The sequence below is a fragment of the Bacillus sp. MHSD_36 genome, assembly GCF_030757775.1.
In the GTDB taxonomy this organism is placed as follows: domain Bacteria; phylum Bacillota; class Bacilli; order Bacillales; family Bacillaceae_G; genus Bacillus_A.
Genome location: NZ_JAVBIS010000005.1, coordinates 1 through 14,831, shown reverse-complemented (window position 1 = coordinate 14,831; position 14,831 = coordinate 1). Strand labels below are relative to the sequence as shown.

8 protein-coding genes and 1 pseudogene are annotated in these 14,831 nt (G+C 36.6%); all 9 read left to right on the top strand.

The features are described 5' to 3' along the window. The first annotated feature begins 327 nt into the window (after positions 1 to 327). The 9 genes and pseudogenes from Q9B79_RS20015 (at position 328) to Q9B79_RS19975 (ending at position 14,617) form a co-directional block, all read left to right on the top strand. Positions 328 to 1,383 (top strand): sulfate ABC transporter substrate-binding protein, encoded by a 1,056-nt coding sequence (locus Q9B79_RS20015; RefSeq protein ID WP_306186975.1) that lies wholly within the window; start codon positions 328 to 330, stop codon positions 1,381 to 1,383. A 34-nt stretch (positions 1,384 to 1,417) separates the two neighbouring features. After that, the gene (gene cysT, locus Q9B79_RS20010) at positions 1,418 to 2,245 is read left to right on the top strand and encodes a sulfate ABC transporter permease subunit CysT (protein WP_306186973.1); all 828 of its coding nucleotides are present in this window, start codon (positions 1,418 to 1,420) and stop codon (positions 2,243 to 2,245) included. Between the two features lie 11 nt (positions 2,246 to 2,256). After that, a complete protein-coding gene (gene cysW, locus Q9B79_RS20005) occupies positions 2,257 to 3,114 on the top strand; it encodes a sulfate ABC transporter permease subunit CysW (RefSeq protein ID WP_306186971.1) in 858 nt (285 codons plus the stop codon). Positions 3,115 to 3,126: 12 nt separating this feature from the next. Next, positions 3,127 to 4,200: a sulfate/molybdate ABC transporter ATP-binding protein gene (locus tag Q9B79_RS20000; RefSeq protein ID WP_306186969.1), complete on the top strand. Its 1,074-nt coding sequence runs from the start codon at positions 3,127 to 3,129 to the stop codon at positions 4,198 to 4,200. A 515-nt stretch (positions 4,201 to 4,715) separates the two neighbouring features. Next, positions 4,716 to 11,375: a DNRLRE domain-containing protein gene (locus Q9B79_RS19995; RefSeq protein WP_306186966.1), complete on the top strand. Its 6,660-nt coding sequence runs from the start codon at positions 4,716 to 4,718 to the stop codon at positions 11,373 to 11,375. A gap of 18 nt (positions 11,376 to 11,393) precedes the next feature. After that, positions 11,394 to 12,065, top strand: a complete 672-nt coding sequence (locus tag Q9B79_RS19990) for a hypothetical protein (RefSeq protein ID WP_306186964.1) — start codon at positions 11,394 to 11,396, stop codon at positions 12,063 to 12,065. 146 nt (positions 12,066 to 12,211) lie between these two features. Continuing rightward, positions 12,212 to 13,102, top strand: a pseudogene (locus Q9B79_RS19985) (RHS repeat-associated core domain-containing protein); the annotation flags it as partial. 475 nt (positions 13,103 to 13,577) lie between these two features. Beyond that, positions 13,578 to 13,997 carry a YxiG family protein gene (locus Q9B79_RS19980; RefSeq protein WP_306186962.1) on the top strand — a complete coding sequence of 140 codons (420 nt, stop codon included), beginning with the start codon at positions 13,578 to 13,580 and terminating at the stop codon, positions 13,995 to 13,997. Positions 13,998 to 14,377: 380 nt separating this feature from the next. Beyond that, positions 14,378 to 14,617, top strand: coding sequence for a hypothetical protein (locus Q9B79_RS19975; RefSeq protein ID WP_306186960.1), 240 nt, complete (start codon positions 14,378 to 14,380; stop codon positions 14,615 to 14,617). Positions 14,618 to 14,831: the final 214 nt, after the last annotated feature.

Genomic DNA, 14,831 nt, shown 5'->3' with positions numbered 1-14,831 from the left:
GGGGCAACCATCTTTATGAAGATGGTTGCCTTTGTAATTTTTAGAATTGGTTAAGCTATAACCCCATATATTTAAAACGTAATATGACTAATGTTGAAGAAATAAGGTGGAACTGTAATCAGTGAGGGACGATCCTCACTGATTTTTATTTGTGAAGAAAAAACAAAATCCAAGTTGACACATATGAATTGCGGAATTAAAATGAAAAGAAATCGAATAGAATAAAATACATGAGAAGCTAATCAGATAAACTGAAGGCGCACAATGTTCACTTTTGTGAATATATTGTGTGCCTTTTTCTATTATATAAACTAAGGGGGATTAACAATGAAAAAGTGGGGTAAGACAGCGTTTATGAAAAGTACAGGTATTGTATTATCAGCAGTTGTGCTTTTATCAGGGTGTGGTTCGGCAACATCCACTAGTAATTCTGAAGGAAGTGGAGATAAAAAAACAGTTGAGATTTTAAATGTTTCGTATGATCCAACTAGGGAATTATATCAAGACTTCAATAAAGAATTTGCGAAGTATTGGAAAGAAAAAAATGGGCAAACGGTAAATATAAAACAATCACACGGAGGATCTGGAAGTCAGGCACGTTCTGTTATTGATGGTTTAGAAGCCGATGTTGTTACGTTAGCGCTTGCTTATGATATTGATGCGATTAGCAAGAAGAAACTGTTAGCAGAAGACTGGCAGAAGCGATTTGCGGATAATTCGACTCCGTACACATCAACAATCGTATTTCTAGTGCGAAAAGGAAACCCGAAAGGAATTAAAGACTGGGATGATTTAACAAAAAAAGGTGTGTCTGTTATTACACCTAATCCGAAAACATCAGGCGGAGCACGTTGGAACTATTTAGCGGCGTGGGGATACGCACTGAAAAAATATAATAATAGTGAAGATAAGGCGAAAGAATTTGTTGGGCAAATTTATAAAAATGTGGAAGTACTGGATTCAGGAGCGCGCGGAGCAACGACAACATTTGTTGAAAAAGGAATTGGAGATGTATTAATCGCGTGGGAAAATGAAGCGTTGTTATCACAAAAAGAGCTTGGAAAAGATAAATTTGAAATTGTAACCCCGTCTATTAGTGTACTTGCGGAACCACCAGTAGCGGTTGTAGATAAAGTCGTTGATAAAAAAGGAACGAAAAAAGTAGCAGAAGGATACCTGGAATATTTGTACTCAGAAAAAGGGCAGGAAATCGCAGCGAAAAACTTTTATCGTCCGCGTAATGAAAAAGTAGCAGAAAAGTACGCATCTCAATTTCCGAAGATTCAATTATTTACAGTGGATGAACTATTTGGTGGCTGGAAAAAAGCACAGGAAAAGCACTTTAATGACGGCGGCGTATTCGATAAAATGTATCAAAAATAATGAGCGCTGCTAAAGGGGTATGAGGTGAAAGAAGATGAGAAAGAAACGTGTTTTACCAGGGTTTGGACTATCTCTTGGATTTACCATGCTGTATATGAGTTTATTCGTACTTATACCACTCTCTATCGTATTCATTCAAACTTCACAGCTAGGTTGGAAGAAGTTTGCTGGGGTTATAACGAACGAGCGTGTGTTACATTCCTATCAAGTTAGCTTGACAACTTCATTTGCAGCGGCCGTTGTAAATGCCATTTTCGGCTTATTAATCGCTTGGGTACTTGTCCGCTACACATTTCCAGGGAAACGACTACTGGATGGACTTATTGATTTACCGTTTGCCCTGCCTACAGCTGTAGCCGGTATTACACTTACGACCCTATATGCGGAAAATGGCTGGATTGGAAAAATATTAAGTGTGTTTCATATAAAAGTAGCATTCACACCACTTGGAATAATCGTTGCGCTTACTTTTATTGGTTTACCATTTGTCGTTAGGATGGTGCAACCGGTACTGCAAAATATTGATAAAGAAGTAGAGGAAGCGGCCTCGAGCTTAGGGGCATCACGCTTTCAAATATTTGTGAAAATCATTTTACCAGAAATTTTTCCAGCTCTTCTGGCGGGTTTTTCACTCGCATTTGCACGAGCATTAGGAGAATACGGATCTGTCGTTTTCATCGCAGGGAATATGCCGATGAAAACAGAAATTGCACCACTAATGATTATGACAAAACTAGAACAATATGATTATGCGGGCGCAACAGCTGTAGCGACTGTAATGCTTATTGTTTCTCTCCTTTTCCTTCTTCTTATCAATATGATTCAAAGCTGGAGTAGAAGGCATGAACTGAAAAGCGAATAGGAGGGGAGAAAATGGAACCAACATTACTAGAAAAGAAAATAGTAAAAAGCTTGTCAGCTAAAAAAGAATCTAAACTTGTACCGAGTATATTAATTGTGATTACAGTTTTATTTTTATCTCTCTTTCTATTATTGCCGCTCATAACGATTTTTCTAAAGGCTTTTGAACGAGGGGTGGATGTATACGTTGCAGCCGTAACAGATCAAGAAGCATTTTCGGCAATTCGGTTAACACTTCTCGTTGCGTGTATCGTCGTACCGCTTAATACGATATTTGGGATAGCGGCCGCGTGGCTTATTACCAAATTTCAGTTTAAAGGAAAACAAATACTGCTTTCTCTTATTGAATTGCCATTTGCTGTGTCACCAGTTATCGCAGGATTAGTATTCGTTTTACTTTTCACACCGAGGGGTGCTCTTGGCGGATGGTTACTCGAACATGGAATCAAACTCATTTTCTCTGTCCCAGGTATTATTATCGCAACGATTTTTGTAACGTTTCCGTTCGTTGCCCGTGAACTAATTCCGATTATGCAAGCGCAAGGAAAAAGTGAAGAAGAGGCAGCTCTATCACTTGGCGCAAGTGGCTGGAAAATGTTTTGGCGCGTTACACTTCCCAATATAAAATGGGGTCTTTTATACGGCATGATCCTATGTAATGCCCGTGCTATCGGTGAATTCGGAGCAGTTTCTGTTGTATCAGGTCACGTGCGTGGTGTTACGAATACGATGCCGCTTCACATTGAAATTTTATACAATGAATATCAATTTTCAGCAGCGTTCGCTGTGGCGACTTTAATGTCACTCATCGCTGTTCTTACGCTAGTTATAAAAAACTGGATTGAATGGAGAATGGAAAAACGACAATAAGGGGGGATTATGGTGAGTATTCAAATTCAAAATGTATCAAAACAATATGGTACATTTCAGGCGCTAACAGATATTTATTTGGATATTCCAAAAGGCGAACTTATCGCCTTACTAGGCCCGTCAGGTTCTGGGAAAACGACGTTATTACGAATTATTGCCGGATTAGAAGAAGCGGATGGCGGCTCTATATCATTTGATGGGGAAGACTTAACGAGCATTCATGTGAAAAATAGGCAAGTCGGATTCGTCTTCCAGCACTATGCGCTCTTTAAACATATGAATGTATTTGAAAATGTCGCTTTCGGCTTAAAGGTAAGAAAGAAAAGCTTAAGACCGTCAGCAGAAGTGATAGAAGAAAAAGTAACAGAACTATTGAAACTAGTAAAAATGGATGGTTTCGCCAAACGTTACCCAGCGCAACTATCTGGCGGACAACGACAGCGTATTGCACTAGCGCGGGCACTTGCAGTTGAACCGAAAATTTTATTACTCGATGAGCCGTTTGGTGCACTTGATGCAAAAGTGAGAAAAGAATTACGAAGATGGCTCCGGAAACTACATGACGAATTTCAAATTACGAGCGTATTCGTAACGCATGATCAAGAAGAAGCACTAGACGTTGCGGACCGCATTGTTGTCATGAATGAAGGTCGCATTGAACAAATGGGAACACCAGAAGAAGTATATGAAAACCCAGCAAGCCCGTTCGTGTATGACTTTTTAGGAAATGTAAATTTATTTCACGGCCGCGTCCATAAAGGAAAGCTAAATGTAGGATCGGTCGAACTAGAAGCACCAGAGCATAAGCACGTTTCAAACGTAGACGGAGTAGCTTACGTAAGGCCGCATCACCTATCCATCTCTCGTACGAAACAAAGCGTAGATGCAATCCCTGCAAAAGTATCCTACTCTCACGCAGTTGGACCTGTCGTATATGTAGAATTAAAACGAGACGGAACAGATGAGTATTTAGAAGCAGAAATAAGTAAAGAACAGTTCAAACAGCTCAGCATCCAAGCGGGTGATATTGTATACGTGCAGCCGAAAGAAGTGAAGGTGTTTATTCCAGAGGATTTTGTGATTTAAGAGAGTTAAAATCAGCAATCTATTAATAAGAGGAAGCCTCCAAAAATATATTTTTGGAGGCTTCCTCTTTGTTTGTAGTGACAACCTTTTCTCATATGAAATATAACAAAAAGAGGGTTATCGTGTTCTAACAGTTATTAAGGAATATATTCTTATTATCTTTTATAAATAAAGGTATTACAGTTAAGGGAGGCACATTTACACTAAGAATATGAAGTTAAGTATATTAGCTTCATTGAATGCCAGAACAAAATTGAAAGTGAAAATAAAAAGTTAGTTAAATAATGTTCATATTATGTCCCTAGCAAACAATAATAGATACAATTATTGTTAATCTTTAAATATATAATAAAAACAGTTATCTGTAATGATATTTATAAAATTGTTGTTAAATTTTCGGATTTTGTGCACGAAATCTTCAAAACTTTAAAACTATATTTACTTTACTCTTTCATTTGTTTACATTGTGATATGTAACATTATATATGTTAAAAATATTTCAGCGAGGTGAGTTTATGGAAGCAAAGAAATGGTATAGGTACTTAATCCAACTTATCGTAGTTGCATTAATTGTTACCTCCGTACCACTAAATGGATTGGCAGAAACGGCACCACCGTTTACACCATCTCCAAATTCAGAACAAAGTCCAGAAGTAGAAAAGAAAGAGGAGCAGGAATTACAAGCTCCACATCCAGATCAATTAAAGAAGGATAAGGCTAAAGCACAAGCGAGTCCGACTGAGATTGTAGAAGAAAGAACGGAAACAGAGAAAGTTTTCGATAATAATGATGGTACATATACGAAAAAGGTATATACGGAACCGATTCATATTGAGAAAGATGGAAAGTTAGAAGAGGTTTCACCGAAATTAGTAGAAGCACCAAATGAAAAAATTGTAACGGAAAATACAACATTAGAACCAGAATTTGAAAAGTCAGCACAAGATGGAAAGTACGTTCAATTTAAAGTAAAAGATCATGCGATTCAGTACAAATTAATGAGTGCAAATGGTGAAAAAGGTGAATTGAAGCCATCACCAGTCACTGCGACGCATGAAAAGAATACAGTATGGTATAAAGGGATCTTCCCAAATATAGATTTAAAGAGTACGACGTTTAACGAAAATGTAAAAGAAGATTTTGTACTACGCGAGTATACAGGACATCATATTTTTACTTTTGCATTAGAAACAGATTTAACACCGAGCTTACAGGAAGATGGTTCTATCGACTTCCAAAATGAGAAAAAAGAAAAAGTCTTCACATTACCGAAACCGTATATGAATGATTCAAATGTGGATCAACAATCAGGTGAGGCTGTAACGTCAGATGCGGTTCGTTACAATATTGAGAAGACAGCTGAAAAAACATATACACTAACTGTTACTGCAGACCCACAGTGGTTACAAGCACCAGAGCGAAAATATCCGGTATATGTTGATCCTTCTGTTGAACTAGGTAACTTTGAAAATGCATACGCTGCAAGTGCCTATCCAACTGTTAATTATTCAGGAGGAAAACTTTGGGATTCCGGTCAAAATGCTTACACGTTAAAAGTAGGGTATTATGATGGATCATCTGGAACAAACTTTGCATTTGTTAAACCGAATGTTTCAAATTTAAAAGGTGCAAAGATTGAAGGTGCTACATTCCATGCCTATACAGTTTGGCATTATTATGCGAATCAACCAAATGGTGTTTGGTTAGATGAAGTGACCGGTAGTTGGAATGTTGGCGGAGTGAACTGGAATAATAAACCGAACTCTGCAAATATTGCGCATGCTGATGTAACAAGAGGACAATGGGCAAAATTTAACGTAACAAATACAGTAAAAGCATGGGTGGAAGGTACAAAACAAAATAACGGCTTTAAGCTACATGCAAACGGAAATGGACAAAACCATTGGAAGAAATTTATTGCAGCTGAAAACGGAGCCAATGCACCGTACTTAGAAGTGAAATATTCTTACGCAAAACCGAATAAGCCAAGAGTACAAACTTACTCAAATGGTAGTGGTAGTGGTTCAGGTCACTTCAATGTACAATGGGATGCAGTTCCAGGAGCAACAGGTTATAAAGTTGCTATTTTTAATGGGTATGATTATGAATATATTCCTGTTGGGAATGTGACTAGTTGGACGACAAAAGATAAAAAAATCTTCCCGACGCCAGCAGAAATTGCACAAGGGGAATTTGAGTTCCATACAGATGGTACAAGTAGTGGTGGAGAAGCACCAGTTAATCCAGGGCCAATTTATAAAAATGCTCATTTAGCAGGTAGCCCGTATGGAGATTATAGCGGGAGACGTGGTTATTGGATTCGTATTGTTGCGACATATCCATTTGGCGATAGTCCGCTTTCAGATGAAGTAGTTCCATTTATTCCATTAGAGCAAGTGAAAAAGCCAGATGGCTCAGCATATATTAATGCGACTGATAAGGCAACAGGATATGTGACAGTGAAATGGGACCCAGTTCCTGAAGCATCTGGATATAAAGTTTGGATATATAACGGAAAAGATTATGAAGCGTTCGATGTCGGAAATAAAACGAATTGGACAACGCAAAATGAAAAGATTTGGCCGACGAAAGATGAAATTGCAAAAGGTCAATATTTACTTCATCATGATAAAAAAGGGACAGAATTAGCAGTTGATCCATCACCTGTGTATAAGAATTCTGGTGGAATCTATGCAGGTGCGCAAAACTATTGGTTCCGCGTAACAGCGTATAGTACAGCAGGGCATGCTGAAAGTGAAATTTCACATGAGTTTGTACCTAGATTCTCCCAAGATTCTGGATTTATAGGAATGTTTGATTACTGGGCATCAATTCCTGTGTTAAATGGTAAAGTAAATGCTACAAATGGTAACTTTATCATGAGTGAGAAAGATATTACGTTATCAGGGCGCGGACCGGATGTATCAGTAGAAAGAACGTACAATAGCCAAAGTAAAAAGGTAGGTTTATTTGGTACGGGTTGGTCTAGTGGATTAGAGGAAAGAGTTTGGGCCGATGGAAATGGAAACTTACTTTTAATTTCTGCTGACGGTGCGAATATTACCTTTACTAGAACAGGAGATAATAAGTACCAAGCTCCTACTGGTATATATTTAGAGATTAAGCAAGTATCAGGCGGATATGAAATAAAAGATAAAGACCAAACAGTTACTTTCTATAAATCTGGAGATGCACAAGGACGTATTGAGTATACAAAAGATAAATACGGAAATACGACGACGTATGAGTATGATGGTGCATCCCGTTTATCAAAGGTAAAGAATGCTTCTGGTAAACAGTTAGTCGTACAATATGATGGTAATAATAAAAAAGCAGCAAGAGTAATCGGTCCAGATAACAAGACGATTACCTTTAATTATGATGGAGATCTACTCGTTTCTTCTATAACACCAGAAGGAAAAGTATATAAATACGGATATGATAATGGGGTACTAACATCTATCTATGACCCGCAACATACAGATGCCAAACCATATAAAACATCGTATGCATATGAGAATGATAGATTAGTAAAAGTGACGGATTCATTAGGGAAAGCTACGACATTAGCATATAATACAGGTTCGAAGGAAGTTACGTTAACGAACCCTAAAGGACGTAAGACTGTTTATACGTATAACGATGCTGGAAATCCAGTGAAAACAGTTGAAGATGTGGGGCGTCTGAATTTAACGACATCGTATGAATATAATGCAAATAATCTAGTAAAAACAACAACTCCTAAAAATCAAACAGAAACAGCAACCTATGACGGAAATGGGAATGTAACTTCTGTTACTGATGAAATGGGAACAGAAAAGTTTGAGTACAATAAAGATAATGGGATTGTTAAAGCGACAGATAATGAGAATCGTGAAACAACAGTTGCTTATAAGGCTGCAAATACAGAAGTATCTGAAACAGACCAAGCAGCAAATACATCATCTTTCATGCAGTATGATCAGTTTGGAAATCCAATTGCAACAACTAGAGAGCTAGGAACAGGAGAAAACCTGATTCAAAATCCAAGCTTTGAAATGAATAACACTGAGAGATGGAATGAAGAAAAAGGAAATAGCCTAGGATCGTTGAAAAAAGATGCAATATTCGCGCCAGGTGGATTGGGCGGATCTTCATCTTTACAAATGATAGTAAAGGCGCAAAACGCTGGTTGGGGATACCATAGTGCAATTCAGGATGTGGTAGTAGAACCAAATACAACCTATACATTAAGTGGGATGATGAAAACAGCATTAACGCACGCTGGTGCATTTTTTAATGTTCAGTTATTAAAAGAAGATGGAACCCCTCTTGGTAGTGGAAATAACTGGTTTGATACACGTCATAATAGGATAGAAGGCGAGAAAGATTGGACAAATCGCCAAGTAACCTTTAAGACAACAGATCAAACAAAAAAAGTTAGAATATATCTACAAGTTGATTATAATCGAGCGGATTCAAGTGGTTCAGCATGGTTTGATAAGATTCAATTGGAAAGAGGAGAAGTGTCTTCCAGCTTTAACCCAATTGAAAATAGTAGTTTAGAAAATATGGCAGGAAATGGCTGTATGCCAGGTTGGATTCGAGGAGATGGAACAAGCTGTGATCCAAAAGATGTTTCTCAGCAAGAGAGCTTTACGGGACATTCATCTATTGTATTAGAGCGTAGCCAATATGGTGGTTCAGATGTAGGATATGGTAAGCATATCACTATAAATCAGAAAAAAGCAGAACCAATTACGCTAACAGGAATGTCTAAATCAGAAAATGTAGAAAATACTGCACCAGATAAACTCTCTCGAGATTACTCTATTTGGGCGGATGTACATTATCAAGATGGTAGTGGGGAAAATTTCCAAGCGAAATTCCCAAGTGGGACAAATGATTGGAATCGTAGTGCGGTTGTAATCCCTGCCACTAAACCAATTAAACGTATGGAAGTTTATATGCTCTTTAGAAGAGAGAATAAAGGGAAAGTTTGGTTTGATGATATACGCCTATTAGAAGGAAACGCTCTTATTAAAAACGAGTACGACAACGACGGAAATGTTGTTGCGACGTATGATGAAGAAGGACAGAAGAATACATTCACATATGATGCATCAGGAAATAAAAAGAGCGAAACAGATGAAAAGGGAAATACAAAACTATATGATTACAACAAAGATAATCTATTAACAAAGGTGACATTAAAGAATGGTACCTCTGTAAATTATCGTTATGATCATAATGGAAACACAACAGAGAAATCTGTCATGTTTGGTGGGAAAACACAAACACACAAATATGAATATGATGTAGATAATAAAAATACAGTGTATATCGATGCGTTAAACCGTCGTATTGAACATACGTATGATGAAAATGCAAACAAGATTAAAACGAAAATGCCAAATGGCTCTATTTTAGAATCTGTATATGATACAGCAGACCGTGTCATTGGTGAAAAACGCAATGGGAAAGATTCGTTTACATTCGAACGCGATCAAAATGGACAAGTTACGAAAGTGAAAGATCTTGTCAATGGCGTAGAACGAACAAAAACATACGACAAGGCAGACCGCGTCACAAGTGCAACAGATAGCCGAGGCGGAAAAGTTGACTGGGCATATCACGACAAAGCAAACAGTAAGACAGAAAAACTAAAAGAACAAACAATTACGCAAGGTGGATACACAAATAAAGTATCGTATGACTACAACACGTTAGATCAAAACATTCGTGTGACAGACGGTTCTCAAACGTATCGCTTTGATTATGACGATCAAGGAAATGTTCGTACGTATACAGCTGGCAATGGTTCAGGTTCTACCTTTAACTATGACCATGCGAACAAAATTAAAGATTTAGTAGTAGGTACGTCAAATAGTATTCTTCTTTCTGAACGATATGAATATGACCAATCGGGTAACCGTACGAAGATTAAACATGAAGGTGCGGGCGGGAAAGTAACAGAGACAAACTTTGTATATGACCCGATTAACCAATTATTAAATGAAGCACTACCAAACGGAACAACTAAATCATACACATATGATGGATTTGGAAACCGTACAAGTGTGAAAGTTGTAGAGAATGGAAAAGAAACAAAATCTATAGCGGCAACATTCAATGAAGGAAATCAACTTGTCAAATTCGGAAATGAATCGTTAACGTATGATGCGAATGGAAATCGTACATCTGATGGGAAGTATAAGTATACATGGAATGAAGACGACCAAATTGTAGCTATCACAAAACAAGGTGAGAGCAATGCATTTGCGACTTATAAATACGATGAAAATAACCGTCGTATTGAAAAGAGTGTAAATGGTCAAGTAACACGTTATTTCTATGATGGAGATAGTATTAATCCGTTATATGAGACGGATGCTAGTGGAAATGTTCTTCGTCAATATGTATACTCAACAAGTGGCGCGCGTCTAGCGATGAAATCAAAAGGACAAACGTTATACTACCACTACAACCCTCGTGGCGATGTCATTGCGATGACAGATCAAAATAGAGAAGTTGTAGCAACGTATGAATATGATTCGTGGGGTAACGTATTAAAAAGTGATACAAAAGGTATCGCAGCAGACAATCCATTTGGATATGCGGGATACATGTATGATAAAGAGATTGGTATGTATTATCTGATTGCACGTTATTACAATCCAGACCATGGTGTGTTCTTATCGGTGGATCCCGACGTAGGTGATGCAGATGATCCGGTTACACAGAATGGATATACGTATGCTGATAATAATCCATTGATGATGATAGATCCAGATGGAGAATGGGCAAAAGCAGTAGTCATAGTAGTTGTAGTTATTGGATATAGAGGATATAAAATTTATAAAAAAGTTCAAAAGGTAGAGAAGAAGTTACCATCTAAATCGCCATATGGACATTTAAAGGACCCAAAATCTGTAGGGAAAGGAAAGAATTTTACAGCTAAGCAAAAACAAAATATAATAGCAGAGAATATGAAACGAAATGGTGGAGTAGTTAAATCAGATTTATCTGGTAAGACGCTTTGTAAACCGAAAAAAAGTAAAAAAGGAGTCACACCTTGTCCAAATGAATGGCAAATTGATCATATAAAACCTAAAAGTAAAGGTGGAACAAACAGTTATAAAAATGCTCAAGTGTTATCTCGTTCGGAAAACAGAAAAAAATCGAATAAATATTAAGTGTAAAGGGGATATAAAATGGTAACGAAAAAATTAGATATAAATAGAATAGATTTATGGAAGAGCAGTATCTTTAAGTCAATTGCACATGCGATTAATATGGCACATTATCCTGAATTATCCTATGAAAGTTCTTGGGATAACTTTAATTACAATTTACAAGATGGAGAAGGTGCTAGAGGAACAATAACATTTCATCCTGATTTTTGTATAGCTGCCTTCCAAGATTTGAATAGTGAGAGAAGTGAACAAGTAAAAGACCCTTTATATTATCTTGAAGGGGCATCTGATAATGTGAAGGAAGTTGCTCAGCAGGAAACTTTTCAGTATTTACTAGAGGATGTTGAAGGAGAAACAATGCCATTAATAACGTCCGCATTTTGGATTGAAAATGGTGATACGTATTCAATTGACACATTTGAAGAGTTTCAAGAACATGGTGGTTTTTTATTAGAGATGCAGTTAGAGGATATTCCATCTTTAATGGAGATTTTGGAAGAAGAGTATGAAATGACGGATCCACAATTAAATCTACTACAATTAATTTTTGAAAAGAAAATAAAATCACCGGAAGAAAAAATTATACTTTCTGAAGTGGAAATTGATATGATCGGAATTAGTGATGAAGAAGGACGAGAAGAAAGTGAAGAATCATTCAAAGAGTTAAATATTATTTGGGATATTTCATAATAAGTTATAGCTTTATATATATATAAAATAGAGTGTTTTCAAAAGAAAAAGGGTATAAGTATAAACCCTTTTTCTTTTAGTTTCTAAACTTTTATGCAAATGATTTGCATGGGGAATTGTGTAAATACTATCGATTAAATTATGATGACCAATCGGGTAACCGCACGAAGATTAAACATGAAGGTGCGGGCGGAAAAGTAACAGAAACAAACTTTGTATATGACCCGATTAATCAATTATTAAATGAAGCACTACCAAACGGAACAACTAAATCATACACATATGATGGATTTGGAAACCGTACGAGTGTGAAAGTTGTAGAGAATGGAAAAGAAACAAAATCTATAGCGGCAACATTCAATGAAGGAAATCAACTTGTAAAGTTCGGAAATGAATCGTTAACGTATGATGCGAATGGTAATCGTACCTCAGATGGAAAGTACAAGTATACATGGAATGAAAATGACCAGATTGTAGCTATCACAAAACAAGGTGAGAGTAATGCATTTGCGACTTATAAGTATGATAATGATAGTCGTCGTATTGAAAAGAATGTAAATGGTCAAGTAACGCGCTACTTCTATGATGGAGACAGCATTAATCCGTTATATGAGACAGATGGAAATGGGAATGTCCTTCGTCAATATGTATACTCTACAACTGGCGTACGACTAGCGATGAAGTCAAAAGGACAAACGTTATACTATCACTATAATCCTCGTGGTGACGTCGTTGCGATGACGAATCAAGACAAGGAAGTTGTAGCAACGTATGAATATGATGCATGGGGTAACGTAGTAAAGAGTGATACGAAAGGTACCGCAGCAGACAATCCATTTGGATATGCGGGATACATGTATGATAAAGAAATTGGTATGTATTACTTGATTGCGAGATACTATAATCCGGAGCATGGTGTGTTTTTATCGGTGGATCCTGATCCGGGTGATGAAGATGATCCTGTTACGATGAATGGGTATACGTATGCGGATAATAATCCAGTTATGATGACGGATCCAGATGGTTATTTTGCTTGGATGGTATTGAACGCAGGTTTTGCGGCTTATGATGGTTATAAAGCGTATAAAAAGAATGGATGGAAAGCAGCAGCGGTAGCTGTCGGAGCTGGATTAGTTGGTGGAGTAGCATTTAAGGGTGCTAGACTAGCCTATAACGCATATAAAGCTGGGAAATTCACAAAAAACTTATCGTTTAGCAAACAAAGTATCAAAAAAGTATGGTGGAACCCTCGAGAGAGCTAGAGGAAATGGCTGGGTAGTGACTATTCCTCAAGGAAAAAAACATAATTACACTGTAAGGGTTATGAACGCTGGTTCAGGAAATAGGCTCAAACCGTACTACCGAGTAAGTCATACAAAATATGGAGCATTTGATAAGTATGGCAATACAACTAATGACAAAGGCAAATCACATGTTAATTTATCAAGAAAGTCTTACAAGGAAATACGTCATACATTAAATAAAAAACGTTAGAAAAGGATGAAAAGCTACATGAATAGTAGTAATATACAGTCTATATTAGATGATTTATGGGGCGCCACCATTTTAGATACACATATAGATTTATTAAATGATAGTATTAAATTTACATTACAGGTAATTGATAATGGCGTTATAAAAGATTTTAAATTAGTATTTATAGAAGTTTCATCGTTTTATTATGTTAAAGATGATGAAAAGCGTAGGTTTGCATTCTATGATAGAGAAAAAGTAGATTATTTAGAATTGACAACGATTTATTATGAAGATCCAAATCTGAGTGAAGTTAAATTGAATTTACAAAATGAGAAAGAATGGAGTAGCAAATATTCCACAGGAGTAAATATTATAATAGAGATTTGGGATTCTATTTTGTTAGTGGAAGCAAAACAATTTTCTCTTAATGGTGAAGTGATTAATCTTAAAATGTAGTTGTTGAAGTTCATTATACGTTGAAAAGGCGAAGTCTCTTGGAAGACTTCGCCTTTGTTTATATAGGGCATGGATGCTTTCAATGCCTTTTATGTAAAATGATAATAATGTTATTGAGTGTTTTTGTCCATCTCCCGAAAAGGGGAATTAGAAAAAAAGCAAACTTTCCTCTTATAAACTATCCTGCTATCAAATAGACACTAAAAAAGTCTATTTGATAGGGAATTTCTTGTATAATTAGGGTACGTATTGCCCACATTTTAACAAAAATATACGCTAAGCAAATCACGTGGTGACGTAGTAGCGATGACAGATGCGGATGGGCGAGTTGTCACAAACTATGAATACAATGCGGGGGATTGTTCGCAGGAGGATAAACAATGGAAGGAGGTCATACGGTGGAAAGAAGAAAAGAACTTGAGATGGTATTCTTAGGGGACGAAAAAAAGATAACGATTGCATCATTTGGCTCTATGTATCCAAATGATGATGAGCTGTATTTATGTGATTTACAACTGAATTTCTTAGCTGTATCCTCGAATAATATTCATTATGAGTGTGAAGGGCGAAAAAACAAAGAGAAAAAACGTTTAAAAATTCAACGAAAGCGAAACTTATGAAGATTTCGAATGCAGTAGGAAGACGTAAATAAAGAGAGGTTAAAAGTGCTTATAGAAATTTTAGAATTTGCTGCTATCTTGGCTTTAGAATGTGTATTAATATTGATTGTTTTATTTCAAGAAAGTAATGTAAGTAATATTAAAGAAAGTATTACTAATAGTAGGATTTTGTTTATTATTCAAATCACACGTATTTTAATAGGAATATGGATAG

What these genes read in the sequence shown, in the direction of transcription:
- Q9B79_RS20015 (WP_306186975.1), top strand. Translation starts at nt 328, where the DNA reads ATGAAAAAGTGGGGTAAGACAGCGTTTATGAAAAGTACAGGTATTGTA.
- Q9B79_RS19995 (WP_306186966.1), top strand. Translation starts at nt 4,716, where the DNA reads ATGGAAGCAAAGAAATGGTATAGGTACTTAATCCAACTTATCGTAGTT.
- Q9B79_RS19975 (WP_306186960.1), top strand. Translation starts at nt 14,378, where the DNA reads ATGGAAGGAGGTCATACGGTGGAAAGAAGAAAAGAACTTGAGATGGTA.
- cysW (WP_306186971.1), top strand. Translation starts at nt 2,257, where the DNA reads ATGGAACCAACATTACTAGAAAAGAAAATAGTAAAAAGCTTGTCAGCT.
- cysT (WP_306186973.1), top strand. Translation starts at nt 1,418, where the DNA reads ATGAGAAAGAAACGTGTTTTACCAGGGTTTGGACTATCTCTTGGATTT.
- Q9B79_RS19990 (WP_306186964.1), top strand. Translation starts at nt 11,394, where the DNA reads ATGGTAACGAAAAAATTAGATATAAATAGAATAGATTTATGGAAGAGC.
- Q9B79_RS19980 (WP_306186962.1), top strand. Translation starts at nt 13,578, where the DNA reads ATGAATAGTAGTAATATACAGTCTATATTAGATGATTTATGGGGCGCC.